At 49.8% G+C, this 19,944-nt stretch carries 15 protein-coding genes; 10 read left to right on the top strand and 5 right to left on the bottom strand.

From position 1 onward, the window contains the following. Positions 1-46 precede the first annotated feature (46 nt). The 8 genes from NP603_RS14465 to NP603_RS14430 all read left to right on the top strand — a co-directional run bounded on the left by NP603_RS14465 (position 47) and on the right by NP603_RS14430 (position 9,174). Positions 47-277: a hypothetical protein gene (locus tag NP603_RS14465; protein ID WP_256611617.1), complete on the top strand. Its 231-nt coding sequence runs from the start codon at positions 47-49 to the stop codon at positions 275-277. 111 nt (positions 278-388) lie between these two features. Next, the gene (locus tag NP603_RS14460; protein ID WP_305891436.1) at positions 389-925 is read left to right on the top strand and encodes an REP-associated tyrosine transposase; all 537 of its coding nucleotides are present in this window, start codon (positions 389-391) and stop codon (positions 923-925) included. After that, positions 918-1,310 carry an N-6 DNA methylase gene (locus NP603_RS14455; RefSeq protein ID WP_256611615.1) on the top strand — a complete coding sequence of 131 codons (393 nt, stop codon included), beginning with the start codon at positions 918-920 and terminating at the stop codon, positions 1,308-1,310. Before NP603_RS14460 ends, NP603_RS14455 begins: the two co-directional genes overlap by 8 nt. Further along, positions 1,300-2,565 (top strand): restriction endonuclease subunit S, encoded by a 1,266-nt coding sequence (locus NP603_RS14450; RefSeq protein WP_256611613.1) that lies wholly within the window; start codon positions 1,300-1,302, stop codon positions 2,563-2,565. The genes NP603_RS14455 and NP603_RS14450 overlap by 11 nt, the downstream gene beginning before the upstream one ends. Positions 2,566-2,666: 101 nt before the next feature. Further along, a complete protein-coding gene (locus tag NP603_RS14445) occupies positions 2,667-3,815 on the top strand; it encodes a Fic family protein (protein WP_256611611.1) in 1,149 nt (382 codons plus the stop codon). A 43-nt stretch (positions 3,816-3,858) separates the two neighbouring features. Further along, positions 3,859-7,044, top strand: coding sequence for a type I restriction endonuclease subunit R (locus NP603_RS14440; RefSeq protein ID WP_256611609.1), 3,186 nt, complete (start codon positions 3,859-3,861; stop codon positions 7,042-7,044). A 637-nt stretch (positions 7,045-7,681) separates the two neighbouring features. Then, positions 7,682-7,915, top strand: a complete 234-nt coding sequence (locus NP603_RS14435; RefSeq protein ID WP_256611607.1) for a helix-turn-helix transcriptional regulator — start codon at positions 7,682-7,684, stop codon at positions 7,913-7,915. Further along, complete coding sequence (locus NP603_RS14430; protein ID WP_256611605.1) at positions 7,912-9,174, top strand: type II toxin-antitoxin system HipA family toxin; 1,263 nt, start codon at positions 7,912-7,914, stop codon at positions 9,172-9,174. Before NP603_RS14435 ends, NP603_RS14430 begins: the two co-directional genes overlap by 4 nt. Before the next feature lie 31 nt (positions 9,175-9,205). Here NP603_RS14430 and NP603_RS14425 read toward each other — a convergent pair whose 3' ends face one another. The 3 genes from NP603_RS14425 to NP603_RS14415 are packed head-to-tail and all read right to left on the bottom strand — an operon-like array spanning position 9,206 to position 11,104. Further along, entirely contained in the window at positions 9,206-10,111 is a 906-nt protein-coding gene (locus tag NP603_RS14425; RefSeq protein ID WP_256611603.1) for a CE1 family esterase, read from the bottom strand. Positions 10,112-10,145: 34 nt separating this feature from the next. Beyond that, positions 10,146-10,733, bottom strand: coding sequence for a hypothetical protein (locus NP603_RS14420; protein ID WP_256611602.1), 588 nt, complete (start codon positions 10,731-10,733; stop codon positions 10,146-10,148). A gap of 44 nt (positions 10,734-10,777) precedes the next feature. Further along, the gene (locus tag NP603_RS14415; RefSeq protein WP_256611601.1) at positions 10,778-11,104 is read right to left on the bottom strand and encodes an EthD family reductase; all 327 of its coding nucleotides are present in this window, start codon (positions 11,102-11,104) and stop codon (positions 10,778-10,780) included. 115 nt (positions 11,105-11,219) lie between these two features. Between NP603_RS14415 and NP603_RS14410 the strand changes: the two genes are divergently transcribed. After that, positions 11,220-12,095: a LysR family transcriptional regulator gene (locus NP603_RS14410; RefSeq protein WP_256611600.1), complete on the top strand. Its 876-nt coding sequence runs from the start codon at positions 11,220-11,222 to the stop codon at positions 12,093-12,095. Positions 12,096-12,240: 145 nt separating this feature from the next. Beyond that, positions 12,241-12,786, top strand: coding sequence for an REP-associated tyrosine transposase (locus tag NP603_RS14405; RefSeq protein WP_443192645.1), 546 nt, complete (start codon positions 12,241-12,243; stop codon positions 12,784-12,786). Between the two features lie 113 nt (positions 12,787-12,899). On the opposite strand, the gene NP603_RS14400 is transcribed toward NP603_RS14405, so the two are convergent. Beyond that, positions 12,900-16,502, bottom strand: a complete 3,603-nt coding sequence (locus NP603_RS14400; protein ID WP_256611598.1) for a YobI family P-loop NTPase — start codon at positions 16,500-16,502, stop codon at positions 12,900-12,902. 387 nt (positions 16,503-16,889) lie between these two features. After that, entirely contained in the window at positions 16,890-19,829 is a 2,940-nt protein-coding gene (locus NP603_RS14395; protein WP_256611597.1) for a UvrD-helicase domain-containing protein, read from the bottom strand. Positions 19,830-19,944 lie beyond the last annotated feature (115 nt).

The following is a 19,944-nucleotide window of genomic DNA, read 5'->3' as shown; positions in this document are numbered from 1 at the left end:
CGCCCATTGCACAATGACTCAGCTTTCTCATAACGGAGACCTAATCATGCTGCAAACCTACGAAGCCGTGCTGGAACCCGATGGCCATCTGCATTTTTTAGAAACCCCACCCATGCTGGCTAAAGCCGCACGCCGAGTGTTGGTAACCTTTACCAGTGATATGCCGATTGAAGACACCGCCGTATGCGGTGCCACACTCAGTGAAATGGCGTTAGCCGATGATTGGCAGCGCAACGAGGAGGATGCCGCATGGGCGCATTTGCAAGCCGCCAAGTAATCCTACTGCCTTTTCCGTTTTCCGATCTATCCGCCAGCAAGTTTCGCCCGGCATTATTGCTGGCGTCGGTGGGCGTAGGTTGGGTTAGCCCAGCATAACCCGACATCGATTATGCAATACCGACGCTCATACATTCCTGGCGGCAGCTTTTTCTTTACCCTCGTTACCGAAAAACGCCGGCCGATTTTGGCCAGCGCCGAGGCAATAGAAACACTGCGCGCGGCGATGCGAAAAGTGCGCCAAGCGCGTCCGTTCGACATCAATGCGATGGTTGTACTGCCTGATCATCTTCATTGTGTATGGACATTGCCAGCCGGCGATGCCGATTTCTCGACCCGCTGGCGCTTGATAAAAACCGGTTTTACCAAGCATTGTGACCCGGATTTACGCGGCATTCTTAACGCATCTCGCCTATCACGCGGCGAACAGGCCATTTGGCAACATCGGCTCTGGGAGCATGTCATCCGCGATGAAATCGACTTCGAGCGTCATGTCGATTACATCCATTACAACCCGGTCAAACACGGTTTGGTGGCGTCGCCAATCGATTGGCAATATTCCAGTTTTAGAAAATACGTCGAAGCCGGCATTTACCCAACCAATTGGGGCAAAACCGCAATCGATTTCGCAGGCATAGGCCATGAATAACCTACAACAAAAATCAAAAACCGTAGGTCGGGTTAGCCCAGCGGGCGTAACCCGACAGACCAATGGTCATGATGTTGGCGTGAAGGACAATGTCGGGTTACGGCTATCGCCTAACCCGACCTACGGGGCTGGTGAAACCGGGGCCGGAGGCTACCAAGACGTCCCAGGCTACTGCCGCAGCGTCACCCTGGCCGAAATCGCCGAGCATGGTCACGTACTCACACCTGGCCGCTATGTCGGGGCCGAAGCAATTGAGGACGACGACGAAGCCTTTGCCGACAAGATGCAGAAGCTCACCGAAAAGCTGGGCGAGCAGATGGCGAAAGGCGCGGAACTCGATCAGTTGATCAGGCAGAAGTTGGGAGGGCTGGGGTATGAGTTTTAAAGCAGCGGAAGTAGGGTTCGTCCCTGAGTGTTGGCTGGTAGAGCCACTGCGTCACTTCTTGGAACTGATTACATACGGTTTTACCAACCCAATGCCAGACGCCGATGATGGGCCTTGGAAACTGACAGCAAAAGACGTGATAGACGGTCGAATAAACTATGCCACCGCTCGTAAAACAACTCTTGAAGCCTTTCAAAACTCTTTGACTGACAAAAGCAGACCGTTAATTGGCGACGTCCTACTGACCAAGGACGGCTCCATTGGCAGAGTTGCGGTTGTTGATCGAACTGGAGTATGCATCAATCAGTCGGTCGCTTTACTACGCCCTAACAAAAAGATCATTCCGGAGTTTCTGAAATACCTACTTTTATCTCCTCATTACCAAAGAGTGATGGAAGGTGATTCTGATGGCTCAACGATCAAACACATCTACATTACGCGTGTAGACAAGATGCAAGTGGCGATACCGCCACTACATGAACAAGAAAAGATACTGCAAGTCATTAGTGCGCTCGACAACCGCATCACTCTCCTGCGCGAAACCAACGCCACGCTGGAAGCCATCGCTCAGGCGCTGTTCAAATCATGGTTTGTCGATTTCGACCCCGTCCGCGCCAAGCAGCAAGGCCGGGAGCCTGAAAATATGGACGAAGCCACCGCCGCGCTGTTTCCCGATGATTTTGAGGAATCGGAATTGGGCTTGGTGCCGAGGGGGTGGCGAGTTGGGAATTTTGAAAGTTTTATCAAACGCCTATCGGTCGGAAAAAAATATGATCAAAAAACAGCTTCTTCGGAGGGTTTGGTTCCCATTCTTGACCAAGGAAAATCGGGAATAATTGGTTTCCATAACGATACACCCGGTGTAAAAGCAACTTTAGATGAGCCTGTTATTGTTTTCGCAAATCACACTTGCTACATGAGGTTAATTACCTTTGCGTTTTCGGCTATTCAAAACGTTTTGCCCTTTATAGGTTCCGGTGTTGATACTGTCTGGACATATTACGCCACGAAAGATCGAGTGAAGTTTTCTGAATACAAGGGACACTGGCCAGACTTTGCAATTGAAAAAGCAATCGTGCCAAATGAAGAGTTGACTTGCGCTTATCGAAATACAGTTGATCCATTGATTCGTCGAATTTGTGAAAATGAATTGCAAGCCCAAACCCTCGCTACCCTCCGTGACACCCTGCTACCCCGCCTGATCTCCGGCCAACTCCGACTGTCGGAAGCCGACGCCATGATAGAGCAGGCTTGAGATGTCGCCCCTGCGCTTATTCAAGTTTTCTTTGATATTCGCGCCGGATATTAAAGAATGCTTTAATATGACGATTCTCTCTTAAAGAATATTTTCATACCATGCGCAGCACCGGCGATTACATCACTTCCACGACATTGGGCGAGCCGGTGCGGGCGTTTGTTCCGCATCCGTTGCCGCCCTGCGATCCGGTTTTGGCCATCGAGAGCTATGTCACGCTGAACCATGTCGCCGAATTGGCGTTGGCAAGGTTGTCGGGGGTATCCGGGCTGGTGCCGTCCGTGGATTGGTTGCTTTACAGCGCGATTCGCAAAGAGGCGTTGCTGACATCGCAGATCGAGGGCACGCAAGCAACCCTGACCGACTTATTCGATGAGGAAGCCGGTTTTGCCGTCAGCAATACCGACGATGTGGAGGAAGTTACCAACTATCTACGCGCCTTCCGCTTGGTGCAGGATAACTTACGCGCCGCCGATGGTTTACCGATCAGCGTCCGCTTGTTGTGCAATGCCCACCATCTGCTGCTGGATGGAGCGAGAGGCACGGGAAAACAACCCGGCGAGTTGCGCCGGTCGCAGAACTGGATTGGCGGCACTCGCCCCGGAAATGCGGCGTTTGTGCCACCACCGGCGGAACGGGTCGCCGATTTGTTGGCCGATGTGGAGCGCTTTATTCACGCCACGCCGCCGGATGATTTACCGCCGTTGGTGAAGATTGCCCTGGTGCATGCCCAATTTGAAACCATCCACCCATTTCTGGATGGCAACGGCAGGATTGGCCGTCTGCTGATCGCGGCGTTGATGGAGCATTGGGGCTTATTGCCAGAGCCCTTAATGTATCTCAGCGGCTACTTGAAACAACACCAAAGCGAGTATTACCGGCGCTTGTCGGCCATCCGCACCGATGGCGACTGGGAAGGCTGGGTGTCTTTCTTTTTGGAAGCGGTGGCCGTGGCGGCGACCGACGCCGAGCGCAGCATTGTGGCGATTGCCAGCTTGGTCGCTGCGAATCGCCGGCGACTGCTGGGCGCGGCAAAAGTCGGCCCGGCCAGTTATCGCTTGTTCGAGATGCTGCCGATGATGCCGCGCTTCAGCATTGAACAGGTGCGCCGGAAATTGAACACCACCTTCCCAACCGCCACGGCGGCGGTCAAGGTGTTGGAGGAGTTGGGGATTGTGGTGGAATTTACCGGACAGAAAAAAAACCGCAGTTACAGTTATCAAGCGTATATCGAGTTGCTGACGCGCTGATGCAACCGGGCACCAAACACCACTAGCCTAGCGGAGACAGGCCATGACCGAAGACCAACTGGAACAGGAAGCACTCGGCTGGCTGGCCGAGGTTGGGTATTCAAATTTATACGGCCCCGATTTGGCCCCGGATGGTGATACTCCTGAGCGCGGCAATTATCAGCAAGTGGTGTTGGTCGAGCGCTTGCGCGCGGCAGTGGCGCGCTTGAACCCATCAATACCGCTGACGGCGCGCGAGGATGCCGTGCGGCAGGTGCTGGATTTGGGGATTCCGTCGTTGCTGGCGGCCAATCGGCGCTTTCATCAATTGCTGGTCAATGGCGTGCCGGTGGAATATCAGCAGCACGGCGAGACGCGCGGCGATTTCGTGCGGTTGATTGATTGGAATTTGCCTTCAGCCCAGCCCCCATCCGGCCCTGCAGGCCACCTTCTCCCAAGGGGAGAAGGAAATAACGAATGGCTGGCGGTGAACCAGTTTGCGATCAAGGGACCGAAACATAGCCGGCGGCCGGACCTGATCCTGTTCGTTAACGGCTTGCCGCTGGTGTTGATCGAACTAAAAAATCCGGCCGACGAGAACGCCGACATCTGGAAGGCATTCGATCAGCTTCAAACCTACCAAGAGCAAATCCCCGACGTCTTTCAATACAACGAAATCCTGGTGATTTCCGATGGCAGCGAGGCGCGACTGGGTTCGCTATCCAGCGATGCCGAGCGCTTCATGCAATGGCGTACCATCGACGGCGTGGCGCTGGACCCGCTGGGCCAGTTCAACGAGTTGGAAACCCTGGTGCGCGGCGTGTTGGCGCCGGACGTATTATTGGATTATCTGCGCTACTTCGTGCTGTTCGAGGACGACGGCCAGTTGATCAAGAAAATCGCTGGTTACCACCAATACCATGCGGTGCGCGCGGCGATCGACAAGGTGGTGCAAGCCTCGAGGCCGGACGGCAACCATAAAGGCGGCGTGGTCTGGCATACCCAAGGCAGCGGCAAGAGCATTACCATGACCTGCTTTGCGGCGCGGGTGATGCAGGCGGCGGCGATGGAAAATCCGACCATCGTGGTCATCACCGACCGCAACGACCTGGACGGACAATTGTTCGGCGTGTTTTCGCTGGCGCAGGATTTATTGCGCGAACAACCGGCGCAGGCCGAAACCCGCCAGGACTTGCGCGCCAAATTGGCCAATCGGCCGTCGGGCGGCATTATCTTTACCACCATCCAGAAATTCATGCCCGGCGCCGATGAAGACAGCTTTCCGCTGTTGTCCGAGCGGCATAACATCGTGGTGATCGCCGACGAGGCGCACCGCAGCCAGTACGGCTTCGAGGCGAAGCTGAAAACCGTCAAAGCCCAAACCGCCGCCAATGATGCCAAACTGGCTATGGCCGCCGAATCTAAGGGTATTTATCAAGTCGGTTACGCCCAACATCTGCGCGATGCCTTGCCCAATGCCACCTTTGTCGCCTTTACCGGCACGCCGGTTTCCCTGGAAGACCGCGACACCCGCGCCGTGTTCGGCGAATACATCCATGTTTACGACATGCAACAGGCCAAGGAAGACGGCGCGACGGTGGCGATTTACTTCGAATCGCGGCTGGCGAAACTGGCATTGAAGCCGGAGCAGTTGCCGCATATCGACGACGAAGTCGACGAACTCACCGAAGATGAGGAAGACGATCAGCAAGCCAAATTGAAAAGCCGTTGGGCGGCCTTGGAAAAAGTGGTCGGCGCCGAACCGCGCATTGCCGCCGTCGCCGCCGATTTGGTATCGCACTTCGAAGAGCGCAACCAGGCTCAGCATGGCAAAGCCATGATCGTGGCGATGAGCCGGGAAATCTGCGTGCATTTGTACAACGAGATCGTCAAACTCAGGCCGGACTGGCACAGCGACGATCCGGAGCAAGGCGCGATTAAGATCGTCATGACCGGATCGGCCAGCGACAAGGCGCTACTGCGTCCGCATATCTACAGCAAGCAAGTCAAAAAACGCCTGGAAAAGCGCTTCAAAGACCCGAACGACGGTTTGCGCTTGGTGATCGTGCGCGATATGTGGCTGACCGGCTTCGACGCGCCGTGCGTGCATACGCTGTACGTCGACAAGCCGATGAAGGGCCACAATCTGATGCAGGCCATCGCCCGCGTCAACCGGGTATTCAAGGACAAGCAGGGCGGACTGGTGGTCGATTACATCGGCATTGCCAACGAATTGAAGTTGGCACTGAAAGACTACACCGCCAGCAACGGCCGTGGCCGCCCCACCGTGGATGCCGCCGAAGCCTATGCGGTGTTGGAAGAAAAGCTCGACATCCTGCGCGGCTTGTTGCATGGCTACGATTACAGCGACTTTTTAAGCGCCGGCCATCAACGCCTGGCTGGTGCCGCCAATCACGTTCTCGGGCAAAAAGACGGCAAAAAACGCTTCGCCGATACCGCGCTGGCGATGAGTAAGGCCTTTACCCTGTGCTGCACGTTGGACGAAGCCAAGGCGGTGCGCGAGGAAGTGGCGTTCTTGCAGGCGGTTAAGGTCATCCTGACCAAGCGCGACATCAGCCGGCAAAAGCGTACCGATGAAGCGCGCGAGCATGCCATTCGCCAGATCATCAATTCGGCGGTGGTCTCGGAAGACGTGGTGGATATTTTCCAGGCGGTCGGGCTCGACAAACCCAATATTGGCATTCTCGACGACGCCTTTCTGGCCGATGTCAAAAACCTGCCGGAGCGCAATCTGGCTGTCGAATTGCTGGAACGCTTGCTGGAGGGGGAAATCAAATCGCGCTTTGCCGGCAACGTGGTACAGGAAAAGAAATTCTCGGAACTGTTGGCCAACGTCATCAAGCGTTACCAAAACCGCGCCATCGAAACCGCCCAGGTCATCGAAGAATTGATCGCGATGGCGAAAAAGTTTCGCGAAGCCGCCAATCGCGGTGAAAGCCTGGGTCTAAACGACGACGAAATCCGCTTCTACGACGCGTTGGCCGACAACGAATCGGCGGTACGCGAGTTGTCCGACGAAACCTTGAAGAAAATCGCCCACGAACTGACCGAAAACCTGCGCCAGAACATCACCGTCGACTGGTCGCAACGGGAAAGCATTCGCGCCAAACTGCGGCTGATGGTGAAACGCATCCTGCGCAAATATAAATATCCGCCGGATCAGCAGGAAAGTGCCATTGAGTTGGTATTGCAGCAGGCTCAGGCGCTGGGGGAGGCCTGGGCTATCTAAGCGCTCGCGTTTTGTCGAATTTGCCGCAGGGTTGTAAGGTCGAAATACGATTCTCCAAACCACGAAGATACACCGGTATGCAATCGCCAATCGGAACGATGGCAAACACACCGGGAGAAAAACGCTTATAAAACAACGACAAAGCTGATTGGCGTTGGATTGAACCCTACACCGCTCGGACCAGCCAAGGACACGACACCAGAAACAAAAAAGGGCTTTCAAAACTACAAGCCCTTGATTTTATTGGTGCTCAGACCGGGCTGGAAATAATGCTGACAAAATAAAATTAAACGTATTTTTTTAAAAATCATAAATACACGATTTTATTTCTTAGGCATCAATTTGCATTTGAATGGACTACCGATTGCAATACGCTACGGGTTTGATTGGTAAATGACCAATCGAATCCACTAATCATGATTTTCAGTGACGTTATGAAAGTACGTGGACACTAAAGCAACTTTCACCCTCGGTGTGTTCTGCTCGCACTATGGATATTTACTCTGCAGACGCACAGTTCCCGAACGGGTAAATTGTCATGCTTCAAAGAGTTGATCCGCAATATTTTCCCGTTCGGTAAACTTGTCTTGCCCTTTGCGGCATTCTGGCCAATAATTTCCCGAACGGGAAAAACATCATGATCCACATCCAGTCGACCCAACAACTTGGCCAAGCGCTACGCACCGCTCGCAAACAACTCGGATTAACCCAATCCGAACTGGCGTTGGCGGCAGGTGTTGGCGTTCGCTTTATCGTCGACCTCGAAGCCGGCAAGCCGACCGTGCGTCTGGAAACGGTGATGCGCGTTATTGAGGCACTGGGCGGGCAGGTCATGCTCGATGGCCTGCCGGACATCTCCGAAGCACCATGAGTTACTTGCTTGCCGTCTATTTATTCGATCGTCGGGTGGGGGATTTGGCCCTGGTTGAAGGCAGACTGCAATTTAGCTACAGCGCCGACTGGCTGCAACAAATCGACGCCGTCCCTCTGTCCTGTTCGTTACCGTTGCAAGTAGAGGTTTTCAACGACCAACAGACGCGGCCTTTCTTTGCCGGATTGTTACCGGAAGGCAAATTACGCCAACTGCTCGCACGCCAGTTTCAGGTCTCGAAGCAGAACGACTTTGCCTTGCTCGATCATATCGGCGGCGAATGCGCCGGCGCCGTCTCGCTTTTGCCGCCAGAGCAAATACCCGCTGCATCTGAACCAGCGAGCGACATCGACTGGTTATCCGACTCTGACGTACTGGCCTTGCTGGGCGAATTGCCGCAGCGGCCGATGCTGGCGGGTCAGGATGGTTTGCGCTTATCGTTGGCGGGCACTCAGGATAAATTGCCGGTGGTGTTTGATGGTCAACGAATCGGTCTGCCCCGCAATGGCGCGCCCAGTAGCCATATTCTCAAACCGGCCATCGCTGCCTTTGAAGACAGTGTGATCAATGAGGGTTTTTGCCTGGCATTGGCGGCTGCGATGCAATTCCAGACCGCACAGTCGAGGATTTGTGCCGTTCGCGATCGTTCATTTCTGCTGGTTGATCGTTATGACCGAACTCAAGCTGCCAATGGCCAACGCGTGCGGCTGCATCAGGAAGATGTCTGCCAGGCACTGGGCGTGGCGCCGGAACTGAAATACCAGAACGAGGGTGGACCGGGTTTGGAACAGTGCTTTGACTTGGTCCGCCGCGTGACCCGACCGAGTGCGCCGCAGGTACTGCGTCTGCTGGATGCGGTGATTTTCAATGCCTTGATCGGCAACCACGACGCCCATGCCAAGAACTTTTCTATCTTGTATGTAGAGAAGGGCGCCGTTCTGGCACCGCTCTACGACGTCCTGTCAACTGCCGTTTATCCCGGTCTTACGCCCAAGATGGCCATGCAGTTGGGTGGCAAATACAAATTCAGCGAAGTGCAGGCCCGGCACTGGGATCGCTTTGCCCAAGCGGCGGGCTTATCGGTAGCGCAAACCCGAAAACGCATTCTAGGTTTGTGTCAACGGCTACCCGTGGTCGCTCGCAGGTTGCAGACATCAATGGACCATAAATTCGCCGGAAGTCCGGTGGTTGAACACATCGTGCAGCTGATCGAGCAACGCGCGGCGCTGACGGTCAGACGGCTTGCAGGGGATGATTGAAGTAAAAAGTTGTGGGCTAGGCTTGCAGTGTTCATTGTCTCGCAGCCGCAGGATACATATTGGTATGGTGATGCAAGAAAAAATTGATGATGGCATCGCTACGCTGTTCCGGCCATTGCGCATGCGGTTTATCGCCTTCGCAATACACGGTTTTCACGCCATTGGCGCAACCGGAATAAGCCACGCAACCGTTGCCTATCGTATCGGGAATCGGCTCGCATTTGTTACAGGCCGCCCACCAGCCGGCTGTTTGCTGTCCGTAACCCGGAAACAGCCGGTCCTTGCTGCTGTGTATGATCATCACCGGCAAGGGTTCCGGGCATTTGCGGTCGCGTAAGTCCTCATAGGTTACGCCGGCGGCACTGGGGGCGATTGCTGTAGGAATGTGCCGGGTGCCGGTCATAAAAGCTAAGGCCATTGCCGAGGTGCCGCCATCGGAATGACCGGTTACATATACCTGTTTTTCATCGATACACCATTTTTTTGCCATCGCATGGGGGATCGTACCCAGTTCCACGGTGGTGCTCGGCGAAAGCTCGGGATGATCGGCATAAGCAACGATAAAGCCGGAGCGGGTTGCGGGTAAGGTGAATCCTGTCATCTTCTCCGTTTTGGCGCGATTCGCACCCGCCGGTGAAAATACCAGTAATAAAGGATGGGCAATCGATGCATCATAATTCTTAGGGGTGCGGACGTTGTAATTTATGCCGTTTTCGGTTTCTTCTCCGTACGTTTCTCCGGTATCGCCACTCAATAGGTCAGGCTGGCAAGCGCCGCGCGGCATATCCGGTCGGTAAACGGTTTGCCCTAGTTCCACCGGAACGCCGCTATGATCCAGCCAAAGCATGCCGACCAGCGCTATTACCGGCAATCCGAACAAGACTTTTTGCCAACGATTGCTTTCAAGAAGATAGGACTTTAACTGTGCAATATTCATTTTGATGGCTCCCTTGATGGGTTCGGCGCTTGGTTTAGGCTTCCGGATTTTGCTCGGGCGTATGCTTTAACGCGGCCCGGAACAAGCCGTAAGCCAGCAAAGACAGGCTGGCTATCGTTATCAGCAGCGGCGTATAGTTTTTACCCGGCACCGACTCCAGCCCGACTGAGAACGGAATATGGGTATCCAGACGCTTATCCTTATCAACGATGGAAATATGCGCCAAGTAATTGCCGGCGCCATAACGACTAAAATCCACCGAGAGGTTCGCCGTGCCGGTTTTGACTTTTTGTGGTTCCCGATAAAACACCCGCCTACCATCCGGCTCTTTGGTGATCTCGAATTCGACGCTGACATGGCGCAGGCTTTTGCCCTCGTAATCGAACACTAGCTTGGTGGGGCCGACGCCTGGAATGATGTTGCAGTATTCCCGGTTGCCGGACAATGTCGGGGTATACGCCGTAAGATGCACGCGTTCAAAGCCCACTCGCGTATTGCAGTTATCGACCTCTTCGGCCGCGCCGCGATGAGCATGGGCATTGCCCAACAGCAAGCACGCCAGCGCCAAGCTCAAGGCTATCTTTGCGCCCTGGCTTTTATAACGGTTATGTCCGGTGTTCATCGGTTTCCTCCTGCAAAGCGTTTAATTTAAGCTGGTCAACGCAATTAGAAATCGAAGGTTTCCACTTCGGAAATCAAAAACGTCGGTGTGCCGCCGCTGGAAATCTCCACCGCATGCGCCGCCGTTTCCTGGCCGCCGGGCGAGCTTAGGCAGGCTTGCACGTCGCTGATCGATGGAAAATACACTTCGGCGATACGATGAAACTGCGCGGCGCTTTGGTCGGCATTGGATTTGATCAGAGAGGCGACGAAGCGGGTCTTCCCGGCCAACTTTTCCACGGCCATCGGCACGTGTTCCTCGGCATAGCGGCGTTCGAAGGTTTCCAGATCGGTCGGTACGGGGTACATCACAATTAATTTTGCCGATTTCATAGGTTTCTCGAATGTTTTTGTAAAAAGGAGATGCTATGAGACGCCTATTTTTCCAATTAGTAAAATACCGGTTTTCTATGAAACAATAGGTTTTTCCTATTCAAATGGGGCGAATATGGAAATGCAACAAATACGTTATTTCCTGGCGGTATGCGATAAGGGGTCATTTACGCGGGCCGCGCAATCGGCTTATGTCGCGCAGCCGTCGTTGACGCAAGCAATTAAAAAACTGGAAGAAGAACTGGGCGGGGAGCTATTCAGCCGCGAACGCAGCGGCTGTCGTTTGACATCGCTGGGGCGTTTGGTGGAGCCGACCCTGAGGCAGATCTTTCGCGAGGCGCAAACCATCAAGGCCGAGGCTGTCCGCTTCAGCCGCTTGAACACCGTGCCGCTACGCATAGGCGTGATGGCTACTATTGCCGCGCAGCATATGAGTCCGTTCTTCGCCGACTTCCAGCAAGAACGGCCGCACGTGGAATTGGAATTGGTGGTGGATAGCGAGTGTAATCTGGCGCAGCAATTGGATGAGGGGAGGCTGGATTTGATGGTCAGTGCGCCGACCTCGCCGCTGCCGGCGCATTTACAGTCCTTAAAGCTTTACGAAGAGCGTTATGTAGTGGTTTTTAACGACAAGCATCGCTTCAATCAATTATCGGTCATCGATTTGGCGACCATCCAATCCGAGCCTTATCTGGATCGCCTAAACTGCGAATTACGCGAAACCTTGCGCGGCGTTTGCCTGGGCCGGCAGATCAATCTCTATGCGGCTTATAGAAGCAACAGCGAGGAATGGATATTGAGTATGGTGCGGGCCGGGATAGGCGTGGCGTTGATGCCGGAATACAGTGTGCCGAAGCGGGGCGATAAGCTCAAAACCCGGTATTTATCCGATCCGGAAATTCGGCGCACGATTTTTGCGGTTTACCAGGACTCGGCGACTACAAATCCGGAAGTAAATCTGTTGCTGGAAAAGTTTAAAGTTGGGTTTTGATGGGGGCGATTAGCTTATCCGCGTCTTGGCTAAACAATTGTGTTAATTTGCGCGCAATCCGCTGCCGCTTAGCCGGGCGAACCCGGATTAATCATCGTTCCCACGCTCTGCGTAGGAACGCTGCCTCTGACGCTCCGGCGTCCTGCTGAACAAGGCAAACACGGGCAGAAGCCGCTACGTCATCACCGAAGCCGACAAACCCCATTTCATGACCTGCACCGTCGTCGAATGGCTGGCCGTGTTTACCCGCCCGGAAACCGTGCAAATCGTCCTCGACAGTTGGCAATACCAACGCCAACACACAGGGTTAAAACTCTACGGTTACGTAATTCTGGAAAATCACCTGCATTTCATCGCCCAGGCGCCGGAATTGGACCAATGCGTCGCTAGCTTCAAATCCTACACCGCACGCCGGATCATCGACCTCCTGCAGCAGCAAAAAGCCGAACGCCTGCTGCAACGCCTGCATTTTGCCAAAGCCGCGCATAAACAGGACCGCGACTACCAGTTCTGGCAGGAAGGCGTACACGCCGAAATGATTTTGAACGAAGCGATGATGCGGCAGAAGCTGGACTACATCCACGCTAACCCGGTTAAACGCGGTTATGTGAACTTAGCGCAGCATTGGCGTTATTCCAGTGCCGCCAACTATGAAGGCTTGGCGGGGTTGATGGCGATAGATGTTTGGTGATGGACGCTGGAGCGTCCGGGGCTGCGTTCCCACGCGGAGCGTGGGAACGATGGAAAAAAATTTATAAAAAACCAGGCACACAAAGACCATCTATCTAATATTTCAAAGCTATTTTATTCAGAATGATCACTTGACTTAAAAGTATTTATAGCTATATGGTCAGATTTCTCTTTAAATGAAGAAATAAACCCTTTTCTATCTAAAATATTAGCAAAATCCAAATTTTCAGTATTTAGCTCAAGCTTAGGCCGCTTTCCATATGCAGGTATTTCACAAAACGGCTCTGGAAGATATTGAATAACTTTGAAAGCTTGTTCTTCATTCCAATTAGTTATACATTTGACAAGAATTTTAATTGCATCTGAAGTTGATTGAGAATTAATGATGGCTGAAGATAGAACGGCATCATCAAATCTTGAATAATCCACTTCATTTGATACAAGCACATTGGATATTAATTGTGACAAAGCTCGATTATTCTCCACGCTTTTTGGTGCAATGTCGTAAGAAATATTAAGCTTACTTTCTTCGCTGATTTCACTTAATAGCAGTAACTGCCGAGTCTCATCATTTAATGGATATTTTCCCTTTTCTTTCAGATAAATATCAATGTTTCTACTAATCAATAGAGCTAAAATCTGAATATTATCACCGATGGAACCAAATGACTTATCAGTAAGTTTCACTCTTTTGGCATTGACTAAGTGCTTGTATTTGGTTTCTGAAATGCTGTCAGGAAAGTTTGAGTAAACCCATGGAATGCAAGTTATCAGCTTACAATAATCAGAGTCATTGATGTCATTGTTGTTAATTAAAAACCGAGATAGTAATTTACTATCTTCCTCGCTTAAAACTTCTTTTGATATATCAATGCTTGAAAGGTTTTTAACAATACGTTCTCGTCCCAACAATTCATTAAGGACATTTATATCACATCCATCACATTTCAGATAGGTTGAAATATTATTCCACGAAATAGTGACTTTTTCTTCTAAGAAGGCGTGAGACCATATAGATTCAGGTAAGCCATCGAAGGTGTCAAACACAAGTTTTTGTTTCGAAATAATGCTTTTCTTGAGCTCATCATAGATTGAATTATTATTGATAAGTGTTTTTATTGAGGCTTCGCTCTCATCGCAGTTGCTCGGAAGTGTAAGAAAAATATTATTAATGTAGGTCAATATATTTTTTTCGATATATTCCTTCAATCTATCGCTGCCGGCTTTTTTAATAGATGTGTAATTTTCTGTTTCAGGGTTTATAGTAGATTTAATACTTGGATCGGCGAACTTTTTGAGAACAAAGTTTACGTTATCAATCGTAATCTCATACAGGCTTTCATTATGACAGAACTCAATAACAGAACTATTATTTACCAGTGAACTTAAATTATGGAAACGTACACTTAACTTTTTGAGAACATCATATTTATCAGGTAACTGAAGATCAGAGGCAAGAACAAGATAGCCATGTTCAGACAGATAATCACCAAGAATATTATCGCTGTTCATATTATTGCTTATGTATTTTGAATCAACGAACCTAATAATATATGAAATTATTTCAGCTGAATGTTTTGAAGAAATGGCTGCCGACGCTAGATCAGGCCATTTTTTACTTAAGTGACGAATAAGATCATCAACATATCTACCCTTATTAAAATATGCTATAAAAAACTCTTCACACAACTCAAAATTCATTGACATGTAATCAAGTGCAGAGTCAAGGTATTTAGAGCATAAATCATGAAACTCAATAAAATAATCAATTAGATCAATATTTAATACGTATCCACGACTAAAGTCTTCCTCTCTCATATTAGCGCAAACCTCTTTAGGGGTGTCAATCTTCTGGTCCGGCGCTGGATAATTAAAATTACGAATAGTTAGCAAATAATCTCGATCATTTTTGCTTAATCTACCTTCATGAAAATTAGAAATATATAAATAATAGTTTTCATCTATATATCCATTTTTAACTAAATATGTGAGTAGACGACCACCTGTTACGCCGTACTCAAGATTGGATTCATTAATTTCGATATTGCCACTCTGCAATAGTTGCGAAAGCTGTTTTAAAGAAAGATCAGAAATCTCTTTTTCTAGCGATCTGATTTCTTGTTCAATCTGGATTTTCTTTAATTCTAAGTTATTTTCTATATTTTCCTTTCTACTTAAAAACTTCTCTCCTGGGTTGATAGCTGCCTCAAATTGTTCGAATGATTTATTCGTGGGGAATCTGCCTTGATTGTATATATGGTTGTTTTGCCCCCATAACTGTATATTTTGTTCAGTAATAAGAGGCTTGAATTGTTCAAAAGTTGTAAGCTGAGAAAACTGTATATTCTGGTTATTTACCACAATTCCCATTACAGATTGGTTGGCATGCACTACTATATAACCAACATAAGAGGCTATAAGATCACGAATGCTTCTTAACTTTTCTGAATTTAATTTGTCTAAACCACTCTCCAAGTTTGCAATCTTATCTTTTAGTTTGTCTTCAATATTTGTTAAATACTCATCTCTCTTATTACAAACATCAAAAAGAACTCCTTTTCCATGATGCAAACTTTCAAAATCATTTGGATATACATTTTTGTAAATCATCATGGCGAGAAGTTTTTTTACATCTAAATTAACACTTTTTAGGAGCTCGTAGTAGATTTCAAATTCATTAAATATATTATGAATAAGTCTCAGGTCATCTACATAAAGGGAAACTTCGCGCAGAAACTGTGTATCAATATTTTTTGCGAAATCATGTTTTTTTAAACGCTCCTGCATCTTATCCAGTGAATTCGAACTGTTGATAATTGGAACCACAGGAATAATGAAATCAAAAAACTTTGCCCGATTTTTATGAGCGAACATGTCATCCTTTAATGCATATAAAAACTTTATTTCGCGTGCATTTTGATTGTCATTTATAAGCTTATTTATTTCTCGAAGTTTTACAAAAATATCAGGATTTCCAAATCTGTCTAAATCCTCAATTACGACAACATCATATTTTGTCTGCTCGAAAAAATATATAATTTCATCAACATGGCGATTCAAAATAGAATTATCAGAACTTTCTGCAGTTTCAAATTCTGCATTTTTTAGAGAAACTTTCTTTATTGAAATACCAAAAGTTGCTTTATAAATATCAGAAATTATCAATGCAGGTATGGATAATGTGTATGCAAAAGCGAAACACCAAACATACCAACTTAAAGTATTGTACTCAAATTCGTGAAGTTGGTTTCTATGTAGGTAAAAATATAAAATAACTATGATCCAAAATACAAAAGCCAGAGATTTTATTATTGGATGACGAGGGGTGGTTATCCTTTTAAATCTAGAATATGGTAATTTGTTAGCATCTGCCCCATAAAGCATTTGCTGAAGTATGCTTCTTTCAATTAATGAAATATCGACATTGCCATTGTCATCTTCCTTGAAAGATGCTAGTGATACATTCATGAATCTGTATTTTTTATTATTTTTCTCGTATGTTCTGATAATGCTACTTTTACCTGATCCATATGGCCCTGTAAGAGCAATATTTTTCACTCGAGAGTTTTCGAGTGCAAATGTTATTGCTTTTGAATATGTTCCATCCTTATCAGCTTTATCACTAGGCGCTAAATCGGTAAAACTACTGCGTTCACTGTCATCAACTCCGCCTTTGAAAGCGTTGATCAATTTATAGCCGAATGCTTTTAAATCCATTTTTTTATCCATAACACAATTTTTTATAGCCTTTCGACAGCGGTAATTATCAAAAGCATCTCCGCCAACATATCAATCCTCCACAATACTGCAGAATATCCATAGGTTGCGCTGGATTTTTTTCAAACGTATGTCATCGATTGCTTGATCTACGTAAGTAAATGCAATGAAAGGAAATTCCCGGTCGCTATGCTTTCTGTTACCGCTTCGTTCACGGCCTCACCAATAGGCATTTGGCGTAAACGCATGTTGGCGCCAAAAGGAAAAGGAACGGACCTCATTGATAGAGCAAGGGCTGTAGGTGGGATTAGCGAGGCGTAATCAGAGCTCATAATTGTATTTCTCTAGTTATTTTCGACCGAATTTAGACTATAACCTAAACGGCTCTTAGGCGCCGTTGACTGTTGATTTGACCTTGGCCGCCTGTAGATCGATAAATTGCTCGGTGTGTGAACAGGAAAACGCTGCGTTTTTACGGTAATGCGAGCAGCCCCAGAATTGGCCGTGCGGGCCTTTACGCAACACCAGGGTGCCTTGGCAACGCGGGCAGATCGGTTCGACAAAGTCGCAACGGCGATTTTCACACACGCGAAAGCGGCCTTGGATTTTCAAGCCGCCGCCGCACCATTGACAAGCCCGCTCGGTGTGATTGCACAGTGGGTATTGATTGCAGCCAAAGAAACTGCCGTACTGGCTATCTCTGGGTACCATCCAGCCGGTTTTGCAGGCGGGACAGGGAATGTCGGCGATCCGCTCTTGAAAGCCGGGCCCGCTAAATTCGTCGACGCTGACGGCATAGTCGCCGTCGACCAATTCCCTGACGAATGGCGACGGGTTAAGACCGTTGGTGACTAAATACACATGATGCCGCGCACGCGTCAGCGCCACGTAAAACAGGCGGCGTTCTTCGGCATGCGCAAAGGCCTCGGCTTGAGGCAGCAATAATTCCAGCAAGGGGTGGGTAGCTTTTTCCGACGGAAAGCCGTGTGCGCCCTTTTCCAGGCCAAACACGATCACGTAATCGGCTTCTTTGCCTTTGGCGGCGTGTACCGTCATGAATTGCAGCGACAGCTGGGTATAGCGGCGCTTTAAGACGGCGACATCGGGCCGTTTGAAATTGAAGCGGGCTAATAGCAACACACTGGCGGATGGCTTGGCCTTGCCGGCGATGGCATCGAGTGCCGCATGGATGCCGGTCAAATCCTGATCGGTTTTGATGAGGGATACGGCTGGCCGGTCGACCAGCCGCAGGCTACGAATCTGTTTGTCGATCTGGCTGGGATTTTGGGTGACGAAACGTGACGCTACGTCACCGATCTTGTTATTGAAGCGAAAGGTTTGATCCAGCACGCTGGTTGCCGTGTCGCCAAAGTGGGCTGGAAAGTCTTTGGTCAATGCGACATCGCTGCCGGTAAAGCGGTAGATGGATTGCCAGTCGTCGCCAACGCCGAATAAGCTGGCTTCGGCTTGCTGCGCCATCAACGCTTTTAACAAGCGTGCCCGGCTGGCGGAAATATCCTGAAACTCGTCCACCAGCAAATAGAGGTACGGCGATGAAAAACGCCCGGATTCGACGTATTCAATGGCCCGGCCAATCATGTCGTCAAAATCGAGGGTGGCGTTGTCGCGCAGCCGTTGCTGGTAGGCTTGGTAGATCGGTTCGAATAAATACGCGGCGGCGCGCATGCGTTCCTGGTCTTCATGCTTGTCGGCTTTTTCGACCAATTGCTTGATACTGAGGTAAGCGGCTTTGAACAGGCTGAGGATTTGCGCCATCAGTTTGCTGAATTCCGATACCCGGCCTAACTCATTCAGTTGGGTCAGTAACTCGTTTTGCGGCAAGGGATTGAACTGAACACCGGCCGCTTGTAACTTTTCGCTGAGTACCTCGGTCAGTCGCCCTTGTTGTTTCAGGTAGCTGTAGGTTTCGATCAGCGGGGTTTGATATTTTGCGTGTAGCCCCCGTTTCCATTCCATGCCGGCCAGGTAGCGTTCTTGATCGATAAACGGCGGCGTTTGGTTGTGTTCGTTTACAGCAAAGTGTTCGATATAGATGCCGTAAGTCGGCAGAAAGAAGTCCGGTTGGTAGACGCGGTAGTCCGGGCCGGAGGTATTGACCTGGTAATTGGCCTCGTATTGATAGGCTATGCCTTGTCGATACAAGAAATTGGCGATCTCGCATTCCTCGTAGCTTTTGACCAGCTCGCCTTGCAGCGTACGAATATCGTTTTCCAGGATGTAGGCGTTGTAAGCGTCTAAACTCTTGAAATTGAATTGGCTTTTATAGGGATGGGCAAAGCGTAGGAAATAGGTCAGCAAACGCGAGCGATAGCGTTCATCTTGCAGCAGGCTTTGAATTTGGCTATCGACAAACGCAGCCCGCTGGGTTTCATCTTCCGCCATTTTGTCGATGGCCGGCCTGACACCATCAACCTGGCTGATGATGTCTAAACCCAGGCTATGAAAGGTTTTCACGGTCAGATTTTGAATCCCTAATTTCGAGCGGATACGTTCGTCCATCTCTTCCGCCGCTTTGCGGGCATAGGCCAGCATCAAAATCTGTTCGGGGTTTGCCAGACCGGCTTTGATCAAATAACCGGCGCGGCCGATCATGGTACTGGTCTTACCGGTCCCCGCGCCGGCCAGCACCAGGTTGTGCTGCTCGTCGATGATGCAAGCCTTGCGTTGCGCGTCGGTCAGCGGATTGGTTTCGACCTGATCGAAAAAATCCCGGAACAGCTGGGCTTGTTGATCGACAAAGGCTTGATTGAGCCTAACGACCTGCCGGTGCGTGTCGTCCAGCAGAGGACGAATAGCGAGATATTCTTGAAGAAGCTCGGCCGGCAAATACTGCCGATAATCTTGCCGTTGCAGTCCTGCCGCCAACCACAAATGTTTGCCGAACCACAGTTCGGCTGTGGCACGGCGAATATAACGGTTGCGGGAAAATATCAGTCTGGCTTCTTGGGCGGCTTGGATTAGGGCAGGGGCAAGCTGCTGATAGAAACGCTGGATATGTTGATTGATCTGGCGTTTCATCGCCAACTGCAACAACGCCGATTGTGCTTTGTCGACGCCACCAAAACGCAAGACTTGGCCATTTATTTGCGTAAACAACAAAGTATCCCAAAACCAACCCGATTCGAAGCCGACAGTTGGCTGAATACTCAATATGGGGAGCTTGTGTTTCCTTTGGCGTTTGTCAGTTAGTACCAACGTTTCCGGCTCCAGGGCAAAGGCGCGAAACTGGCGATCCTTAGCAAACCGTTGTGCCCAAAGGCTTAGTTGGTAGCATGGCAGGGGGGTGGGTGTGAGATTGGCTTTCATGCACTGCAAGAAAAATACACGATTTGGTGTCCATCCGGTTAGCTTTAGTTGCATGGCGCCGGACAATAAAAAACCCGCGAAGCCAGGAAACTTGCGGGTTTTTGGATTGGTTTGC

The organism is Methylomonas aurea (genome assembly GCF_024505045.1).
GTDB lineage: Bacteria > Pseudomonadota > Gammaproteobacteria > Methylococcales > Methylomonadaceae > Methylomonas > Methylomonas aurea.
Note: the sequence above shows the minus strand (reverse complement) of the source record. Positions and strands in the feature narration are given on the sequence as shown.